The organism is Akkermansia massiliensis (assembly GCF_023516715.1).
Classification (GTDB): domain Bacteria; phylum Verrucomicrobiota; class Verrucomicrobiia; order Verrucomicrobiales; family Akkermansiaceae; genus Akkermansia; species Akkermansia massiliensis.
This window is the reverse complement of sequence record NZ_JAMGSI010000001.1, coordinates 289,911-307,052: the sequence shown is the minus strand read 5'-3', so window position 1 is coordinate 307,052 and position 17,142 is coordinate 289,911. Positions and strand designations below refer to the sequence as shown.

Sequence of the window (17,142 nt, the reverse complement as noted above, 5' to 3'; positions counted from 1 at the left end):
TTTTATAGAGGCAATATTGAGTGTTGATTGATAATGTTTCCTAATCGGGTTCAGGCAGAGGCCCCGCCGGGATTTCTGAACCCGCGTAAACCAGTACTCAGGTCAGGGCGCAGGACTCTGCACTAAAATTGGCTAAATGTCAAATAATGATGATACGGATTCTCCGTCATGTATGCGCTGCACGGCATGGCCCAGCAGGTCGCCCACGCTGATGCAGTCCACCTTGGGGCCATAGGCCATGGGAACGGTGTCGGAGGTAAGAACGCGTTCAATGCAGGAGCCGGCAATGCGTTCGCGGGCCATGTCCCCCAGCACGCCGTGGGACACGCAGGCAAACACGCGCTGGGCGCCGCGCTCCTTCAGGATGTTGGCGGCGGCGCACAGGGTGCCGGCGGTCTCCGTCATGTCGTCAATCAGGACGGCGTCACGGCCTTCCACATCACCGATGACGTTCATGGCTTCCACATGCGTGGCGTTGACGCGGTGCTTGGCGACGATGGCCAGCTCCGCACCCAGGGCGTCGGAATAGGCGCGGGCCATTTTCACGCCGCCCACGTCCGGGGAGACGACGACCAGGTTCTGGAGGTCTTTTACATAGTGCTCGCGCAAGTGGCGGATTAAAACGGGAGCGGCGTACAGGTGGTCCACCGGAATATCGAAGAAGCCCTGGATCTGGGCGGCGTGCAGGTCCATGGTCAGCACGCGGTCCACGCCGGCGGCGGTCAGCAGGTTGGCCACCAGCTTGGCGGTAATGGGAACGCGGGGCTGGTCCTTGCGGTCCTGGCGGGCGTACCCGAAGAAGGGAACCACCGCGGTGATGCGTCCGGCGCTGGCACGGCGGGCGGCGTCCACCATCACGCACAATTCCATGATGTTATGGTTGGTGGGGGGGCAGGTGGGCTGAATGAGGAAAACATCCTTGCCGCGGATGTTTTCATTTATCTTTACAAAACTTTCCCCATCGGGGAAAGTGTTCACCGTGACGTCCGTCAACTGAATGCCTACGCTTTGCGCAATGCGCTCCGCAAGTTCTCTGTGTGCTGTACCGCTGATAATCTTCATACCGGAAACTGAAAAGCGGACGCATTCTGAACACAGGTCCACATAATCGCAATACTTAATTCTCACAATTTGATTTTTCTCCATGATGGGTTCCCCCGTTCCAGATGCCAAAGAGAGATTTCTAACCGTCCCCATGATTGCTGCCCTGGCCGTGTGCGCCATCCTGCTGGCGGTGCCCTACCTGGCGTTTCCCGAATTCGGCTCTACCGGGAATGAAAGCAGCATCCAGTGGCTCGTTTCCTCCTGGAACAAGCAGACGGATTACGAACACGGCTGGCTGGTGGTCCCCATCATCGCCTTCATGCTGTACCACGCCAGAAAGAAGATTGCCCAGGCGCCCAGGCGCATGGACTGGCGCGGGCTGATCCTTTTCATCCCGGCGGCCCTGCTTCTGGCGCTCTCCTTCCGCGTGGGACAGCCCCGCGTGGCCGTGGGCGCGCTTCCCCTGATCCTGCTGGGCGGAGCCTGGTACCTGGCCGGACCGCAGATCGCCAGGCTGTGCGCCTTCCCCCTGCTCTTCTTCTGGCTGTGCATTCCCCTTCCCTCTTTCCAGCAGGCCACGGTGGAGCTGCAAATCGTCGCCACGGAGCTGGGGCACCTGGGTGCGGCCCTTTTCGGCGTGGATACCTACCTGCAAGGCACCAACATCCGCTCCACCGGCGGCCACTGGGACGCCTTCAACATCTCAGGGGGGTGCAGCGGCATGCGCTCCCTGATGGCCCTGCTCATGCTGTCCGCCGCCTGGGCCTACCTGTCCGACCTGAAGTTTTGGAAAAAATGCGTGCTCTTCCTCAGCGCCATTCCCCTGGCCGTCATCGGCAACGGCGTCCGCATCACCAGCATTGTGGTGCTGGCGGAATACGGGGACCCCGAGTTTGCCGCGAAAACCTGGCACGACTGGTCCGGCCTGCTGTTCTTCTTCCCCATCTGCCTTCTCGGCCTGGCGGCCGTCCACTCCCTGCTGGCCGGGGAGCTGATCTGGAAGCCGTCCCGGCGCAAAAAGCTGGTCGTTAAAATGAACAAGTCCCACTAAGCGTTTCCGCCGCCATGAACATTAAAACGCTCAAGATTTTCGCCCTTCCCCTCCTGCTGGCCGTCACGCTCGGCGGCATTTACCTGATGCCGCGCAAGGGAGAGGTGCAGGATTCGTCCATCAGCATGGCCCTCCCCACCGGCATGAATCCGGACGGCTGGCACGGCACGCGCCGGCAGGAGTCTGAACAGGAGCGCGGCATCCTGGCTCCGGACACGGAATTCTCCAAGGCGGATTACGTGCAGGAAGTCCCCATCAGCCTGGACGCGCCGGAAACCGCTCCCGTGCTGTGCCGCGTCTCCATCGTCAAATCCGGCCATGACCTGAACAACTCCATCCACCGCCCGGAACGCTGCCTTCCGGCCCAGGGTCATTTCAACCTGACGGGAACCAAGGTGGAGGTGCCCGTGGAAGGCCACGGAATTATCAGGATGACCAAGCTGAAATCCCAGCAGAACATCACTCCGGACCAGCCGCAGCCCATCATTCTGGACAGCATGCACTATTACGTGTTCATCGGCCACCGCCACATGACGGAGGACCACCTGGCCCGTACCCTGACGGATATGAAGGACAGGGTGCTGTACGGCGTGGACCAGCGCTGGTGCTACTTCCAGATTTCCACCGCGTACGGGGACAAGATCAAGGTGCCGGAGGAGGAAGCCCGGAAACAGACGGAGCGCCTCATCAGCCAGCTTCTTTCCCAACTGGTGAAGTGGGACGAACTGGACCGGTAGCGCTCCCCGCCCCGCGGCGGTCAGCCCGGAAGACGGCCTTCCAGCCATGCGGAGGCCGCCTGAAAAAGGCTGCACGTTTCTTCCGCGGGGGCTTCATACAGCATGGGAGCGGGCCTCCGGTGGGAATAAAGGCGGCCCTCCCGGTCGCGCCGGTAGCCGGAAAAAGCCAGGTTGGCGTCCGCCCCGGCGCAGTGCCCCCAGCGGCCGCCGATCCTGGGCACCACGTCCATGAAGCCGCCCCCGTCCCGCAAGTAGGCGTTCCCCCACCATTCCACGCAGGCCGGGCGCGCGTTTTTCTGCCGGCGCGCCACGGCGTCTATGGTCAGGAGGCAGAGCGGAGCGGCCTGAACAGACTGGCGCCTGGCTACTTCCACCGCGCAGGAGCCTCCGTAGCTGTGCCCTATCAACACGATGGGCAGCCCGGGGCATTCCCGGCGCAGCTCTTCCAGCTCCGCCGCAATTTTTCCGCACCTGTCCAGGAACACGCCGCAGCCGCCCCCGTCCCAGTGGTAATAGGCCGTGGCATGCGCCACTCCCGGCAAAAAACCGGGAAACCTCTTTTCCACCCGGCTCAGGCAACCCGCCACCACGTCCCCGAAGCCGCCGATGAACACGGCCAGGTAACCGGGAGCGCTTCCGCGGGAAAGCAGGTTCAGCGTCCTTTGAAAATGCATGACGGAGCCCATGATGGAGAAATCACGTCAATATCCAAGTCCATAAGACGTTCTGGCTTGATAAAACCTGCAAACTGTCCAAATGTGATGGTATGCAAGTAATCATTCACCAATGGGCCTTCAACGGAAGCTTTGACCAGCTTGCCTCCCTGCCCCGCCAGGAACTCGTCAACGACTGGTTCGGCTACGACGTGGAGCCAAGCGCGGAGTTCGCCTTCGCCACGGACGGCGAGTACCTCTGGTTCCTGGCCTCCCGCAGCAAGGAAGCCACCGTCCATCCGGACGCCCGGCCCGGCCAGTTCCTGCCGGAGCTGTGGCGGTACGACCTGGCGGAATGGTTCATGGCCGCCGGGGACGGCACCAATTACTGGGAATTCAACCTTGCGCCCAACGGCGCGTGGTGGGCCTGCGCCTTTTCCGACACCCGCCGGGCCAATGAAGACATTCCCGCCCCGCTGGCCGTGGATACCAAATGCATCCTGACGGACGAGGGCTGGTGCGCCATGGCCCGCATTCCGCTGAACGAACTGCGCGGCGTGGACGTACGCGACTGCAAGCTGGCCGCCACGTTCATCCTGGACACCCCGGACCAGATTTTCCTGACTACGGCGGACGACCTTTCCGGCAACCCGGACTTCCACCGCCCGGACTGCTTCTGCACCCCCATTCTCAAGTAATCCATGTCTTTGGAAGAAGACATTTCCCGCATCCTGGGGCCTGAAAAGGTCTCCGGGGCTCCGGATGTGCTGGCCGCGCACGCCGGGGACAAATGGTACGCGTCCGTGCTCCCGGAGGCGGTCGTTTTCCCGGAGAGCACGGAGGACGTCTCCCTGCTCCTGCGCTACGCCTCCTCCATGAACATTCCCGTCACGGCCCGCGGCGGCGGCGTGGGATACGTAGGGGGCTGCGTTCCCGTGCGCGGAGGCATCAGCCTTTCCCTGGAACGGATGAACCGCATTCTGGAAATCTCCCCGGAAGACGGCGTGGCCGTGGTGGAACCCGGCGTCATCACGGCGGACCTCCAGCGGGAAGTACGCGCCCTGGGGTGGTTCTACCCACCGGACCCGGCGTCCAGGAAGGAATGCAGCATCGGAGGCAACATCGCCACGAACGCAGGAGGCCCCAGGTGCCTGAAATACGGAGTCACCAAGGCCTACGTGCTGGGCCTGACCGTAGTGCTTGCTAGCGGGGAAGTGGTGGAATGCGGAGGGCGCACCCACAAGAACAAAACGGGCTTCGACCTCGGGGACCTCTTCATCGGTTCGGAAGGGATGCTGGGCATCGTCACCCGGGCCATTCTGCGGATCATCCCCCATCCGGAAGCCTTCGGCGCGCTCAGCGCCAGCTTCCCTCAGTTCCCGCTGGCCGCCGCCGCCGTGCAGCGCATCCTGAACAGCGGGCACCTTCCCTCCGCCCTGGAAATAACGGACAGCTTCACCCTTCGCGCCGCGCGGGCCTACCTGGGGGACAGCGCCCTGCCCTCCGGCAGCCGCGGCCACCTGATTGTGGAAGTGGACGGCAGGCAGGCCGCCGTGCGGGAAGAACTGGATTCCCTCTGCGCCTTGCTGGAAGAATGCGGCGCAACCGACATCCTGCGCGCGGACACGGAAGAGAAGGCGGAAGCCATTTGGCAGCTGCGGCGTGAATTTTCCTACAGCCTGAAAGCCACCGGCATGACCAAGCTGAATGAAGACATCGTCATCCCCAGGTCCCGCCTGGTGGACCTGGTGGAATTCTGCGAGGCCATGAACCGGGAAACGGGGCTGGACATCGCATGCTTCGGCCATTCCGGAGACGGCAACATTCACACCAACATCATGGTGGACGATTACGCGGACCCGGAGAAGAAAGCCCTGGCGGACGCCTGCGTGGACAGGCTGTTCCGCTGGGTGCTGGAACACGGGGGCACCATCACCGGGGAACACGGCATCGGCCTGGCGAAGGCCAAATGGTTCCGGGAAGCCGTGGGAGAAGGAGCCTTCCACCTGCACGAACTGGTCAAATCCGCCCTGGACCCCCGGAATTTGCTGAATCCGGGCAAAATGGGACTCCCGTAACGTAAAATAGACTTCCATGATGCCCCCGGACGGGGCATCATGGCAACCGCACTTCATGAACAGCCCGCACAAGTCCATCCTAGCTGCCCTTTACGACCATTTCCCGGTCGCAGATGCCATCCTGGTGTTTATTCTGGACCATCCCCTGGCCTGGTTTACGCCCAAATGGCGCAGGAAAGGCCGCATGGCCCTGAAGGCGGTGCGCCGCTACGTCAATTACAACCGCGACCTTTTGCCGCCCGAGCGCCTGGCGGAGTTTGAAGAAAACCGCAACCTGCTGAAAACGGCCCTCCGCCGGGGTGACAGGCAGCAGGTGGAAACCATCACTGCCAAACTGGAATCCACGCTGGAATCCATTCCCGGCGCGCTGCCCTCCGGACTGGCGGAAAACGTGGAGGTGCTGTTCGTGATTCTGGCCATTTTCCTGGGCCTGCGCTGTTATGTAGTCCAGCCCTTCCGCATCCCGACCGGCTCCATGCAGCCCTCCCTGAACGGCATCCGCGCCGTCCCCCAGGAGGGAGACCCCACCCTGATGAAGAAAATCGGGGACATGATCCTGTACGGCGGCTCCTATGTGCATGAAACGGCCTCCAAGGAAAAGAAAATCGTCCGCTTCGAGCCCGCTACCAAATACCTCCTGCTCACGGTAACCAACGTGATTTTCGACGACGGCTCCAAGCTGGAAATTCCGGCGGCGGAGGCGGAGACGCGCCGCTACTTCCTCAACCAGGAACCGCGCTTCGAGTCCGAACGGCACACGCCGTTCAGAAGCTACCTGCCGGGGGATACGATCGTGAACGCCCGCTTTGACGCCGGTGACCTGATCGTGGTGAACAAGATGGCCTACCACTTCCGCAAGCCGGAGCGCGGGGAAGTCTTCGTCTTTGACACGCGCGGCATTGAAGGCATCGCCAACAAGGGAAGCAGCACTGGGCAGGAAGGCGGAACGCACTACGTCAAACGCCTCTCCGGCGTACCGGGAGATTCCCTGTCCATCCGGGATTCCCAATTGATCGTCAACGGAAAACCGGCCACGGAATGGACCATCCAGAGGGTAGCTTCCGGCAAGCCCCCCTACCAGCCCTGCGGCTATGTGGCCCTTCCCGCCCCCCTCAGCCTGCTGGACGGCAGGGCCTACATCACGGAAGGGGGAACCGTGCACCTCTCCAATGATAAAAAACGCCCCTACCTGCGTGAGTACGTGGCCCTGGGCGACAATTCCACCCGTGAAAATTCCTTTGACTCCCGGTACTGGGGGCCCGTTCACCAATACAACATCGTAGGCCCCGCCAGCTTCTGCCTGTGGCCCTTCACTTCCCACTGGGGGCTTATCCCCTGATTCCCGGCCATTCCGCAGGCACGCTTTCCCCGTCAAGACATGACTCAAGCTCAGACTATTACAAGCAAGGCCAAGTCCAACCTGGCCTTCGCCCTCATTGACCTTCCTGAAGAAGAACGCCGCCACATGGCGGAATTTTACGCCTTCTGCCGTACGGTGGACGACATCGTGGACGAACCGGGAATGACGCCCCGAGAACGCCACGACGCCCTGAACCGCTGGATAGAAGTCATCAACGGCGGAGACGTTCTGGAGCTGACGGAGCTGGAAGAAGACATCATCGCCCTCATCCAGGACCTGGAGCTGGACACCACCCCCATGCTGCACCTGATTGAAGGCTGCCGTTCGGACATCTGCCAGCAACAGCCCCTGAACCGTGACGAACTGCTGGATTACACTTACTGCGTGGCCTGCTGCGTGGGCCTCACCTCCGCCCGCATCATGGGCGCCGGGGAAGCCGCCTACCCGTACGCCATCGCCCTGGGGCACGCGCTGCAAATGGTGAACATCATCCGTGACGTGGCGGAAGACTGCGGCAAATCCAACCGCATCTACCTGCCCAGAGAGGACATGGACAGCTTCGGCTACACCCTGGAAGACCTGCGCGGCAGAGTCTATTCCCCCCAGCTTCAGGAACTGCTGCAATATGAAGCGGACCTGGCGGAAAAGTTCTTCGCGGAGGCGGAGGAGGAATACAACCGCCTCAGCCCGGAGGATAGGGCGGCGCTCGTTCCCGCCCAGGCCATGGCGCTCATCTACCACACCATTCTGGACAAAATGAAGGCGGGCGGCTTCCGCATCTTCGACATCCGCTACCGCGTCAACACCTTCCACAAGCTCTGGCTTCTGTTCCGCACCAAGCTGGACATCGACCCCCAGTCCTACTACGACAAGTCCAAGGCGTACTATGACAAGCTGGTCGGCTTCCTTTCCCGCCCCGGCAGGAAGGATGAAAAGTAAGGGCCGCTCTCCCGGCGCGCAGGGCAGAAAACCACGGCCTTTCCTTCCGGCCCTGCGGGCATTATGCTTGTCCTGAAAGCCGTGTTCCTGTAGGAGTGCAGCATGCAAACTCCCGCAGCCACCCTGCTTCTTGTTCTCACAACACTAACCGGGCTGTGCGCGGCAGCGGACTACCCGGAACGGGCGCAGCGCACACAATCCGCCGGGAACCATACCTGGTACATAGACCCGGACCAGGGAAACGACGGCAACCCCGGAACTTCCCCCTCCACGGCCTGGAAGAGCATGTCCCCGGCCAACCGCCTCATCATGTCGCGCGGGGACACGCTCGTCATCCAGCCCGGAGAGCATGCGGCCTCTCTGGCGCTCATGGGGGAAGGCTCCAGACAGGCCCCGGTCACTATCCGGTTCATGCCCGGCAGGCACGTTTTCAAGCACGGCGCCCTGGTCACCGGAAAGCCGCAGATTTCCAACACCAATGACGCTCCCAACGAGGCCAAGGCTATGGCCATCCGCCTGGTGGAGGCCAAAAACGTACGACTGGAGGGCAAGCCGGGAGCCACCGACATCCTGCTGGAGGGAAAAGCCATTTTCGTCTGCATGGAGCACGCGGAAAACGTTTCCCTGAACGGCCTGGGCTTTGACTACGTGCACCCTACCATGGGGGAATTCCTGGTGACGGAAGTTGAAGGAAACACTATGAAGGCGACCATTCCGGACGGTACCCTGTATACGGTGAAGGACGGCTCCCTGACCTGGCGCGGCCCCGGCTGGGAATTCCGGATGGGAGGATATTCCAAGGTCTTCGATGCCGCCTCCGGCACCTTCCAGGGCCGCTTTGACCCGGGAAAAACAGTCATTAAAGAACTGTCCCCCGGAAAAATCAGCATCACGTTCAAGGAAGGCGCCCCGACCATGCGGGCGGGACAATCCTACCAGAACCGCAACACGCGGCGGGACTGCTGCGGATTTTTCCAGCACAGGAGCAGGAACATCGTCTGGAACAACTGCCATATCTACTACATGCACGGCATGGGCGTGGTTTCCCAGTTCAGCGAGAATATCATATTCAATAACTTGAAGATAGCGCCGCGCCCCGGCTCCCTGCGCACCAATTCCTCCTGGGCGGACAACCTGCATTTTTCCGGATGCAGGGGGAAAATCATCGTCAGGGACTGCGTGCTGGGAGCCTCCCATGACGACGCCATCAACGTGCACGGCACCCACCTGCGCATTGTGGACCAGCCGGCACCCAATAAAATCACCGTCCGGTTCATGCACCCCCAGACCTTCGGTTTTGACGCCTTCGCGGTGGGGGACCGGATTGACTACGTTTCCTGCAAGACGCTGGTTCCTTACGCCTCCAATACCGTTTCCGGCATCAAAAAGCTCAATGAGAAGGAAATAGAACTCACGCTGCGGCAGCCCAACCCCGGGAACATCCAGCCCAACGACGCCGTGGAGAACACCACCTGGACGCCCTCCGTCCACGTCAGCAACACGGTTTGCCGCCACATTCCCACCAGGGGCTTCCTGCTTACCACCAGGAAGCCGGTGCTGATTGAACGGTGCCGGTTTGAGAAGACGGGCATGCCTGCCATTCTGGTGGAGGATGACGCCTCCGGCTGGTATGAATCCGGTGTGGTCAAGGACATGGCCATCTCCCGCAACACCTTCATTCAATGCGGGGAGGCCGTCATCCAGATCGTTCCGCACGCCCCCCAGCCGGAAGGAAACGTTCACGAGAACATCACCATCACCGGCAATACGTTTGACCTCAGGAATGGCACCGCCATCCGCACCCGCCATACCGGCAACGTAAAGGCGGAGAAAAACACCTTCACCAAAGACGGGAAAAACATTCCCGCGGAGAAGGCGGTGGATATCCGGTAGGGAGCCTCCCCTTTTACCGGTGCCGTGAAACATGCACCGTCACGGAGACGCTGTCCGTCCGCGGCAGGATGAACTTGCGCAGGGTGACGATCACGTGACGCGCGCCGAACTCCTTCAGGCAAACCTTTCCCATGTCCTCCGCCAGCGTTTCCACCAGCTTGCGGGGTCGCGCCATGGCTTCCGCCCTCAGGGCGCGGGCGATGGAATCATAACAGACGGTCCTGGAAAAATCGTCGTTCAGGCCAGAGAGGGCTTCATCCGGATAAAAAGTGATATCCGCCTTCAGGGTCTGCATAGAGGCGCGTTCCTCCTCCGGCACGCCGATGAAGGTATCCAGCTCCAGGCCGTTGATGTTGATGGAATCCTGCGTATCTGAAGGCAGGGCATAGCGGCGCATCAGCGTGCGCAGGACAAGCAGGTCCGGAACGATGATGTCCGGCCTGGCCTTGGAAAGCTGGGCAGCGTCATTATAGCCGGTCAGCACGGCGATGGACGTGATGCCCGCATGGTGGGCCGTCTCTATGTCATGCTGCATGTCCCCGATGAACGCGGTTTCATGGGCATGCAGCCCGTGCTGGGCCAGCAGGGTGTGGATATGGGCGTCCTTATGGCGGATGCCCGCGTGAATGGCTTCAAAATATTCCATCATGCCCAGCTCCTGGCACTGGATGTCGAACTCCTTGGCGTCCACGCTGGTGAGGATAAAGCAGCGCACGCCGCGCGCGCGGCAGAACTCCAGGAATTCCCGCGCGTTCGGCAGCACCTCCACCGGCGCGTTGGAAACGCGGAAGGCGTACCGGAAATGGTCTTCCAGTTCATTCAAATCCGCCTGGGGCAGCACGCGGGCATAATAGTCCGGATAGGGAAGCTGGAATTCCGCGCGGAATTCATCCCTGTCCATGCAGGGTTTTCCGTACTGGGAAAAAACGTAATTGGACGCGTCCAGCGTCAGGGCCAGGTCATCCACCAGGGTGCCGGACCAGTCGAAAATGAGATTCTTGAACATGGGAATGCGTATCGGGAAAAACTCAGTCCAGGGCGTACCGCATGGCGGCCAGCCCGAAGAAGGCGGCCGTCTCCACCCGGAGGACGATGGGGCCAAGCGTAACGGGAGAGAATCCGGCCTCCAGCGCCATGGCCGTCTCCTGGTCCGTAAAGTCGCCCTCCGGCCCCACCAGCAGGGCAGCACTCCGCACGGAGCGGGAGCGGGCTTCTTCCAGCACGTCCCTGACCGGGCGCACGCCGGGCACCAGGGAGGCGATCACGTTCAGCCCTTCCGGCGCTCCGCGGCGCAGCCATTCCGCAAAGGGAACGGGAGACGCAACCTCGGGAAGCGTGTTCTGGCCGCACTGCTTGCAGGCCTCCAGGGCGATGCGCTGCCACTTCTGCCTCTTGGCCTCCGCCTCCCGCGCGTTCAGGCGCACGATCGTGCGGTCCGTCAGGAGCGGAACGATGGCGGAAACGCCCAGTTCCACGGATTTCTGAATGATGAGGTCCATGTTGGCTCCTTTGGGGACCGCCTGGCACAGCGTCAGATGGGCCAATTCCGGAGCGGGAGGACATTCCTCCCCCGGAGCCAGCAGCACCCCGGAGCTGCGCGGAGGTTCCGCCACCACGGCATGGGCGGCGCGGCCGCGGCCGTCAAAGACGACGCAGGAATCACCCTGTTTCAGGCGCAGAACCTTGGCGGCATGGTGCGCCTCATCCCCGCGCAGCTCCCAGGAGGGAGCGGCCCATTCCGAAGCCGGGAGGTAAAAGCGAGCCATGCGTGAAAGGGAAAAACGGACCTTACTTGTTCTTCAGGTAGCGCGCCGCCTTGTCGGCAAACGCCACGCAGGCCGGCTGGTTGCGCTTCTCATCCACCGTGGAGGCAAAGGCGTTCAGCTTGTCCATCTGGTCCTTGGTGAGCTGGGTGGGGATTTCCACCTCCACTTCCACCAGCATGTCCCCTACGTCCGAACTGCGGAGGGCTTTCATGCCCTTGCCGCGCAGGCGGAAGATCATGCCGTTCTGCGTGCCTTCCGGCAGCTTGATGGTGGCCGCGCCTTCCAGCGTGGGAACCTTCAACCTGCCGCCGGAGACGGCCAGGGAAAGCGGAACCGGAACCGTGCAGCTCAGGTCGTTGCCTTCCCTCTGGAAAATATCGTGAGGTTTTACGTCAATAAACACGTGCAGGTCCCCGGTGGGGCCGCCGTGCACCCCGGCATCCCCTTCCCCGGCGATGCGGAGCTGGCTGCCCGTGGCCACGCCTGCGGGAATGCGGATGGTGATGTGGGAATCCTCCCTCACGCGCCCTTCCCCGCGGCAGGCGGGGCACGGGTCCGAGATGATTTCCCCGGTGCCGTGGCAGGTGGGGCAGGTGGACTGCTGGACGAAAAAGCCGCTCTGCTGGGTGATGATGCCGCGCCCCTGGCAGGAGGGACACGTCTTGAACGCTTCCTTTCCATCCCGGGCTCCGGTGCCGTGGCAGGCCTTGCAGGTCACCAGGCGCTCAATCTCCAGCTTCTTGGTGCAGCCCTTCGCGGCTTCTTCCAGCGTAATGTCCAGGTCATAGCGCAGATCGGAACCGGGCCTCTTGGAGGATCTCTTCTGGCCGCCGTGGCCACCGCCGCCGAACATGTCCGCAAAACCGCCCATTCCGGAAAACATCTGGGCAAAAATATCCATCGGGTCCTGGAACCCGCCTCCGCCATAGCCGCCGCCCGCGGCGGGACCGCCCTGTTCAAAGGCGGCATGGCCGAAGCGGTCGTAAGCGGCCTTTTTGTCCGCATCGGAAAGCACCTCGTAGGCCTCTCCCAGCTCCTTGAACTTCTCTTCCGCGGAAGGATCGTCCGGATTGCGGTCCGGGTGGTACTTCAAGGCCAGCTTGCGGTAGGCCTTCTTGATCTCATCATCAGTGGCGTCCTTGGAAACGCCCAGGATCTCGTAATAATCTTTCTTAGCCATGTGGCGTGAATGTTAAAAAAACGGTCAAACTTGCGGTTCGGGTTCCGGAGTCTCGGCCACCACGACGTTTGCCGGGCGCAGAAGCCTGTCCTTCAGCTTGTATCCCTTGCGGATGACGCGGAGCACGGTGCCTTCAGGCTGGTCGGAGGGTTCGCGCTGGAGGGCTTCCTCCGTGGCGTGGTCAAACATGCTGCCCACTACCGGTTCAATGGCGCTCACGCCATTGCTGGAAAGAAATTCGTCCAACTGCTTCTTCACCATGCTCATGCCGATGTAAATCATGGAGGCGGTGTCCGCGCTGGCCGCCGCCATGCCCATTTCAAAATTGTCAATCACCGGCAGCAATTCTTCCAGCAGGCGCTGGTTGGCAAACTTGGCGCATTCTTCCTTTTCCTTCACCATGCGCTTGCGGTAATTGTCATATTCCGCGGCAGTGCGCATGGCGGTATCCCTCCATTTAAGCAATTCCTCTTCCAGGGAAGCTTCCGCTCCTTTTTCCTCTGCGGGGGCGTCCTGGGCCTGTTCCAGAACTTCCTGCTCTTCCGCTTCCGCGTTCTTCTCTTTCTCTTCGTTGCTCATGCGGACAATGTAGATACTTTTACCGAATGCGTCAACGGCCTGCTAAGACATGGATGACGTTTGACGCGTGATGACCGGAACATGATGCAACTCATCTACGCAGAAAAGGGAATGGCGGCTTTCCGGCCAGCCTCCCTAAGCTTCCGGAACGCCTGCCTCAGGCAGCAGCCGGGCAAGCTTTTCCGCGCAGCCGTCCGGCAGCTCCACCACTTTCAGCCGGGCTGACTCTCCGCGCAGCAGGCTGACGGCGGACCGGGGAACGTCCAGCCAGGCGGACAGGAACAGGATGACGGCCCTGTTCGCCTTCCCCTCCACGGGAGGCGCGGCAATGCGCAGCTTCAGCACGCGTCCGGCACGGGGATCGTCCTCCCAGCCCGCGGCTTCGCTCTTCTTCGCGTTGGGAATGACTTTCAGGGCCAGCTTCATGCCTTGCGCCTTTCCGTCCCGGATTTCCCGCTTTGCCTCGCCACCAGGTCCGCGTACCTGATAAGGCCGCCCCCGAACAGGTCCAGGGCGCTCCCCGCCGTGGCGTCCATCGCGCCGCCGCTCAGGGCGTCTATCTCGTCAAAATCCTGAATACGGCTGATTCCGCCGGCATAGGTCATGGGCAGGCGGCGCCAGCTTCCCAGCATCTCCACCAGTTCCCGGTCAATGCCCGTGCAGAGGCCTTCCACGTCCGCCGCATGGATAAGAAACTCCGCGCAGTGCTCCGCCAGCATGTCCAGCGTCTCCGCCGTCACCCGGAGCTCCGTCAAGGTCTGCCACCGGTTCATGGCCACGGCCCAGCCGCCCGGAACCCTGCGGCAGCTCAAATCCAGCACCAGGCGTTCCGCGCCCACGGCGGAAACAAGGTCCTTAAGCTTCCCCTCCAGAAATTTCCCCTCCGCATCAAACAGGCAGGAGGTGACGATCACATGGCTGGCTCCGGCTGAAATCCATTCCTTCGCGTTCCCCGGCGTTATGCCGCCGCCTACCTGGAGGCCGCCCGGCCACGCCGCCAGGGCTTCCCGCGCCGCAAGGTCGTTGCCGGGTCCCAGCTTGATCACGTGGCCGCCGTGCAGGCCGTCCCTGCGGTACAAATCCGCATACCATGCCGCGCCGCGGTCGGAGACGAAATTGGTGCGCAGGGAAGCGCCGTCCTGCGTCAGGGAACCGCCCACGATCTGCTTCACGCGCCCGTCATGTAAATCAATGCATGGTCTGAATCTCGTCACGCGGCCACTTTGCCCGCCCTATCCCCGCAGGTCAAGAAGGGATTACCCTCCGGCGCCGTCCGGAAAACGGGCGCGGAAAATTACACAAAACAGTCCCGGGCCTCCGCTTTACCGGATAACCGCCCCTGAACATCATTCAAGAAGCCGATGAAAAACAACCTCGTCAAAAACAACCTCCTTTCCTACTGCGCCGGGAGCGCCCTGTTTGCCCTCCTGGCCTTCCCACCTTCCGTTGCGGAAGCCGGAATCCATCTGCACGGTGAAATCCGCATGGCCCCGGGAGGACAAGTCAGCCTCCTGTATGACTCCTCCGGATTCCCTATCTGGGGCTATTCCGCATGCGGCCGGCCCATTTACGCCTATTCCCCCGCAGGCATGCCCATCTACGTCATCAGGGGCATCTACCGCGGCTGCTACGTTCCCGCCTGGAATCCCAGGCCGCATTATCACGGCCCCTTCTGGCCTGCGGGCGTCTGCCGCGGACGCCGCTCCGCGCATCCGCAGCATGGAATGGCGTACCCGTCTCCCCGTCCGCATTGCCGTCCCTACCGCCCCAGGCCCCCTTACGGCGGACTTCCGTCCCATTTCCGCCGCCGATGATTCCATCTATTTCTTGATTCTCTTCTGCACTTTTGAAACAAAAAAATTGATCGTCAATCAGAAAAAAATGTTTGACAATTTCTCTTTTTCATTGATAGTCTTTGGATAAGGATGTGTGTTGGCACCCATATTACAAAAATAGATGCTTTAAAAAAGTCAGATACTAATCTAAACGCTATCTTTCATACCAAATTTTATCAAAAATATGGTAAAAAACTTCCTCTACATTTTACTTTCTATTTCTCTACAGATTTCATCTGCAGAAGTTCCTGCAGAAGTAAAAAGTGCATTGCATAGTGGTAGTGCGCGATTAGTGAGTAATGTAACAGAACGGGTAATTATTCAGACAATTGATGCGAAAACACTAAATGAAGAATCTCTTAACTCCCTTTTAGAAAACAAAGATATTGAGCATGTTTGTTATATCAATAGATTTTTTTAAAATATAACCAAGAAAAACAATTGTTTTATTGAAGCTCTTCAAGATAATGAATTTTGTAATTTTTTATTAAAAAATCCAGTTATCTTTCAGCAACTCGCAAAAGCCAACCGGGGTAATAGCGGTACTCTTAATGTCATTAGAGAAATTTGGCTAAGAGAAAACAAAAAGCTTGAGGGAATTGATTTGGTCTCTGCTTTAGGATGCGGACTTGAAGCACATCCAGAATTAAAAGAAGGACTTGAACAAAGTCTGGAGAGATATGAATTTTATAAAAAATCAAGAAATAATGGAGATTTATTTAAGCAATATGATCATCTAAACGCTTGGGAAATGGCAATTCTCTACCACCACCATCATAACGTTGAAGATTTGGAATGGGGACAGAGATTTAGTAAAACTAGAAATAAATTCAAATCAGAAAGTGCAGGCAGCGCAACTCAGTTCATTCCCTACAGAGAAAAAAATAAAAACGGAGTCAGTATACATGCCGGAGCTCCATTTTATGATTACAAACCAACGACACTAGCTATTTTAAATGAATATGGAGGTGTTTGTGGAGCAGTTTCTAAAGGAGCTGCAGGTTTTTTAGCGTCCCGCGGCGTTCCAGCTTATCCGATCGGACAACCAGGACACTGTGCTTTTGTATACAAAAATCTATCTGGTGAATGGGTCATCGGAAATAATATTTATGGCTGGGTTTGGTCCGGGGGCCACTCCGGTTGGAAACTTCCTGGGAGTTCAAATATGTCTCCATGGGAAGGACCTCCGGCAATAATTTCTTCCTTTGTGAGATTTGAGCAATTAAATGAAGCAAGAGATTCGGAATTATGCCGGGCTTACTCCAGCTTAAGCAAAAACAATATTAATAAAAATATTTTATCCCGTAAAGCTATCGAAAAAGCATATGGTAAAAATATTGCTGCATGGCAGGATTTTATTTCTATGCAATCCAGACAGATATCCACTGAAAAGAAATATCAGTTAGCTCAAAAAATTGTATACTCATTCCGTAAGGATCCTATAGCAGCACAATATCTTCTTGATCAATTCATACCATTGAATCTTAAAAAACAAGATAAATATAAAATAATTTCTCAAATTATACAAAAAGAACGAGTAGAAGACTCCGCCATTCAGTTGTACATGCAATCATTTTCAAAATGTTTGGCAAATGATATTCCTGAAATAAAAGGTAAAGTAATATATAATGTGCATAAAAGGCGTATATTTTATAGTGACTGGCTTTTATACTACAAAACCAATAAAATAAAATTTTCAACCAAAAAGAAAACCTTAATTATCTTGGAACAAGCTATTGAAGGATTATTACCCAACAGCTCCGAGTCAATCAAACATCTCAAATTCTATGCTGAATGTCAAAAACTGTGGAATGATCCACGATTGATTGAACTCGGAAATATCTTCTTAAAAAGACTTCTCAAGGAGGAAACCGATAATATCACAGGGATAAGAAATGAATTGATCAAAGTTGGAATTGATATAGCTACTCTTTCAAAAAATAAACATGATCTGGAATATTACCATTCCCTGCAAAAATAAATATTAGAAATAGCCATGCCAATTAATATTAACTTTTTAATTAGAT

The 17,142-nt window shown here is 58.5% G+C and carries 18 protein-coding genes; 10 read left to right on the top strand and 8 right to left on the bottom strand.

Features of this window, described 5'->3' with window-relative positions; all coding sequences use genetic code 11:
* Positions 1-132 precede the first annotated feature (132 nt).
* A complete protein-coding gene (locus M8N44_RS01365; protein ID WP_102722616.1) occupies positions 133-1,062 on the bottom strand; it encodes a ribose-phosphate diphosphokinase in 930 nt (309 codons plus the stop codon).
* Between the two features lie 133 nt (positions 1,063-1,195).
* Here M8N44_RS01365 and M8N44_RS01360 point away from each other — a divergent pair, with 133 nt between their 5' ends.
* Both M8N44_RS01360 and M8N44_RS01355 read left to right on the top strand, forming a co-directional pair.
* Positions 1,196-2,095 carry an exosortase/archaeosortase family protein gene (locus tag M8N44_RS01360; RefSeq protein WP_180971833.1) on the top strand — a complete coding sequence of 300 codons (900 nt, stop codon included), beginning with the start codon at positions 1,196-1,198 and terminating at the stop codon, positions 2,093-2,095.
* A gap of 14 nt (positions 2,096-2,109) precedes the next feature.
* A complete protein-coding gene (locus tag M8N44_RS01355; RefSeq protein ID WP_102728882.1) occupies positions 2,110-2,832 on the top strand; it encodes an EpsI family protein in 723 nt (240 codons plus the stop codon).
* 20 nt (positions 2,833-2,852) lie between these two features.
* Here M8N44_RS01355 and M8N44_RS01350 read toward each other — a convergent pair whose 3' ends face one another.
* On the bottom strand, positions 2,853-3,506 hold the full coding sequence (locus M8N44_RS01350) for an alpha/beta hydrolase family protein (protein WP_146021172.1): 654 nt from the start codon (positions 3,504-3,506) through the stop codon (positions 2,853-2,855).
* A gap of 92 nt (positions 3,507-3,598) precedes the next feature.
* Here M8N44_RS01350 and M8N44_RS01345 point away from each other — a divergent pair, with 92 nt between their 5' ends.
* From M8N44_RS01345 to M8N44_RS01325, 5 genes are all read left to right on the top strand, one after another.
* Complete coding sequence (locus tag M8N44_RS01345; protein WP_022396149.1) at positions 3,599-4,183, top strand: DOMON-like domain-containing protein; 585 nt, start codon at positions 3,599-3,601, stop codon at positions 4,181-4,183.
* A 3-nt stretch (positions 4,184-4,186) separates the two neighbouring features.
* Positions 4,187-5,563: an FAD-binding oxidoreductase gene (locus M8N44_RS01340; protein WP_102728884.1), complete on the top strand. Its 1,377-nt coding sequence runs from the start codon at positions 4,187-4,189 to the stop codon at positions 5,561-5,563.
* Between the two features lie 55 nt (positions 5,564-5,618).
* A complete protein-coding gene (gene lepB, locus M8N44_RS01335; protein ID WP_022396151.1) occupies positions 5,619-6,902 on the top strand; it encodes a signal peptidase I in 1,284 nt (427 codons plus the stop codon).
* Positions 6,903-6,941: 39 nt separating this feature from the next.
* The gene (locus M8N44_RS01330) at positions 6,942-7,862 is read left to right on the top strand and encodes a phytoene/squalene synthase family protein (RefSeq protein WP_249852989.1); all 921 of its coding nucleotides are present in this window, start codon (positions 6,942-6,944) and stop codon (positions 7,860-7,862) included.
* Between the two features lie 102 nt (positions 7,863-7,964).
* A complete protein-coding gene (locus M8N44_RS01325; RefSeq protein WP_102728886.1) occupies positions 7,965-9,755 on the top strand; it encodes an alpha-1,3-galactosidase-related protein in 1,791 nt (596 codons plus the stop codon).
* Between the two features lie 13 nt (positions 9,756-9,768).
* On the opposite strand, the gene M8N44_RS01320 is transcribed toward M8N44_RS01325, so the two are convergent.
* The 6 genes from M8N44_RS01320 to hisA form a co-directional block, all read right to left on the bottom strand.
* On the bottom strand, positions 9,769-10,761 hold the full coding sequence (locus M8N44_RS01320) for an HAD hydrolase-like protein (RefSeq protein ID WP_102728887.1): 993 nt from the start codon (positions 10,759-10,761) through the stop codon (positions 9,769-9,771).
* Between the two features lie 22 nt (positions 10,762-10,783).
* On the bottom strand, positions 10,784-11,521 hold the full coding sequence (locus tag M8N44_RS01315) for a 16S rRNA (uracil(1498)-N(3))-methyltransferase (RefSeq protein WP_102730602.1): 738 nt from the start codon (positions 11,519-11,521) through the stop codon (positions 10,784-10,786).
* A 22-nt stretch (positions 11,522-11,543) separates the two neighbouring features.
* Entirely contained in the window at positions 11,544-12,701 is a 1,158-nt protein-coding gene (gene dnaJ / locus M8N44_RS01310) for a molecular chaperone DnaJ (protein WP_102728889.1), read from the bottom strand.
* A 24-nt stretch (positions 12,702-12,725) separates the two neighbouring features.
* The gene (locus M8N44_RS01305) at positions 12,726-13,280 is read right to left on the bottom strand and encodes a nucleotide exchange factor GrpE (RefSeq protein ID WP_022396157.1); all 555 of its coding nucleotides are present in this window, start codon (positions 13,278-13,280) and stop codon (positions 12,726-12,728) included.
* 135 nt (positions 13,281-13,415) lie between these two features.
* Positions 13,416-13,706 (bottom strand): DUF167 domain-containing protein, encoded by a 291-nt coding sequence (locus M8N44_RS01300; protein WP_102722583.1) that lies wholly within the window; start codon positions 13,704-13,706, stop codon positions 13,416-13,418.
* On the bottom strand, positions 13,703-14,494 hold the full coding sequence (gene hisA, locus M8N44_RS01295) for a phosphoribosylformimino-5-aminoimidazole carboxamide ribotide isomerase (RefSeq protein WP_102728890.1): 792 nt from the start codon (positions 14,492-14,494) through the stop codon (positions 13,703-13,705). The genes M8N44_RS01300 and hisA overlap by 4 nt, the downstream gene beginning before the upstream one ends.
* A gap of 147 nt (positions 14,495-14,641) precedes the next feature.
* Between hisA and M8N44_RS01290 the strand changes: the two genes are divergently transcribed.
* From M8N44_RS01290 to M8N44_RS01280, 3 genes are all read left to right on the top strand, one after another.
* A complete protein-coding gene (locus M8N44_RS01290; RefSeq protein WP_102722585.1) occupies positions 14,642-15,094 on the top strand; it encodes a hypothetical protein in 453 nt (150 codons plus the stop codon).
* 205 nt (positions 15,095-15,299) lie between these two features.
* Positions 15,300-15,536 (top strand): hypothetical protein, encoded by a 237-nt coding sequence (locus M8N44_RS01285; RefSeq protein WP_146021173.1) that lies wholly within the window; start codon positions 15,300-15,302, stop codon positions 15,534-15,536.
* Positions 15,537-15,719: 183 nt separating this feature from the next.
* Positions 15,720-17,096: a hypothetical protein gene (locus tag M8N44_RS01280; protein WP_146021174.1), complete on the top strand. Its 1,377-nt coding sequence runs from the start codon at positions 15,720-15,722 to the stop codon at positions 17,094-17,096.
* The last annotated feature ends 46 nt before the right edge of the window (positions 17,097-17,142 follow it).

Bases quoted from the DNA above. Each gene is read 5' to 3' on its own strand.
- M8N44_RS01320 (WP_102728887.1), bottom strand. From the start codon at position 10,761: ATGTTCAAGAATCTCATTTTCGACTGGTCCGGCACCCTGGTGGATGAC.
- M8N44_RS01340 (WP_102728884.1), top strand. From the start codon at position 4,187: ATGTCTTTGGAAGAAGACATTTCCCGCATCCTGGGGCCTGAAAAGGTC.
- M8N44_RS01350 (WP_146021172.1), bottom strand. From the start codon at position 3,506: ATGCATTTTCAAAGGACGCTGAACCTGCTTTCCCGCGGAAGCGCTCCC.
- M8N44_RS01355 (WP_102728882.1), top strand. From the start codon at position 2,110: ATGAACATTAAAACGCTCAAGATTTTCGCCCTTCCCCTCCTGCTGGCC.
- M8N44_RS01360 (WP_180971833.1), top strand. From the start codon at position 1,196: ATGATTGCTGCCCTGGCCGTGTGCGCCATCCTGCTGGCGGTGCCCTAC.
- M8N44_RS01305 (WP_022396157.1), bottom strand. From the start codon at position 13,280: ATGAGCAACGAAGAGAAAGAGAAGAACGCGGAAGCGGAAGAGCAGGAA.
- M8N44_RS01315 (WP_102730602.1), bottom strand. From the start codon at position 11,521: ATGGCTCGCTTTTACCTCCCGGCTTCGGAATGGGCCGCTCCCTCCTGG.
- dnaJ (WP_102728889.1), bottom strand. From the start codon at position 12,701: ATGGCTAAGAAAGATTATTACGAGATCCTGGGCGTTTCCAAGGACGCC.
- M8N44_RS01325 (WP_102728886.1), top strand. From the start codon at position 7,965: ATGCAAACTCCCGCAGCCACCCTGCTTCTTGTTCTCACAACACTAACC.
- M8N44_RS01300 (WP_102722583.1), bottom strand. From the start codon at position 13,706: ATGAAGCTGGCCCTGAAAGTCATTCCCAACGCGAAGAAGAGCGAAGCC.
- lepB (WP_022396151.1), top strand. From the start codon at position 5,619: ATGAACAGCCCGCACAAGTCCATCCTAGCTGCCCTTTACGACCATTTC.
- M8N44_RS01345 (WP_022396149.1), top strand. From the start codon at position 3,599: ATGCAAGTAATCATTCACCAATGGGCCTTCAACGGAAGCTTTGACCAG.
- M8N44_RS01290 (WP_102722585.1), top strand. From the start codon at position 14,642: ATGAAAAACAACCTCGTCAAAAACAACCTCCTTTCCTACTGCGCCGGG.
- M8N44_RS01330 (WP_249852989.1), top strand. From the start codon at position 6,942: ATGACTCAAGCTCAGACTATTACAAGCAAGGCCAAGTCCAACCTGGCC.
- M8N44_RS01365 (WP_102722616.1), bottom strand. From the start codon at position 1,062: ATGAAGATTATCAGCGGTACAGCACACAGAGAACTTGCGGAGCGCATT.
- M8N44_RS01285 (WP_146021173.1), top strand. From the start codon at position 15,300: ATGGTAAAAAACTTCCTCTACATTTTACTTTCTATTTCTCTACAGATT.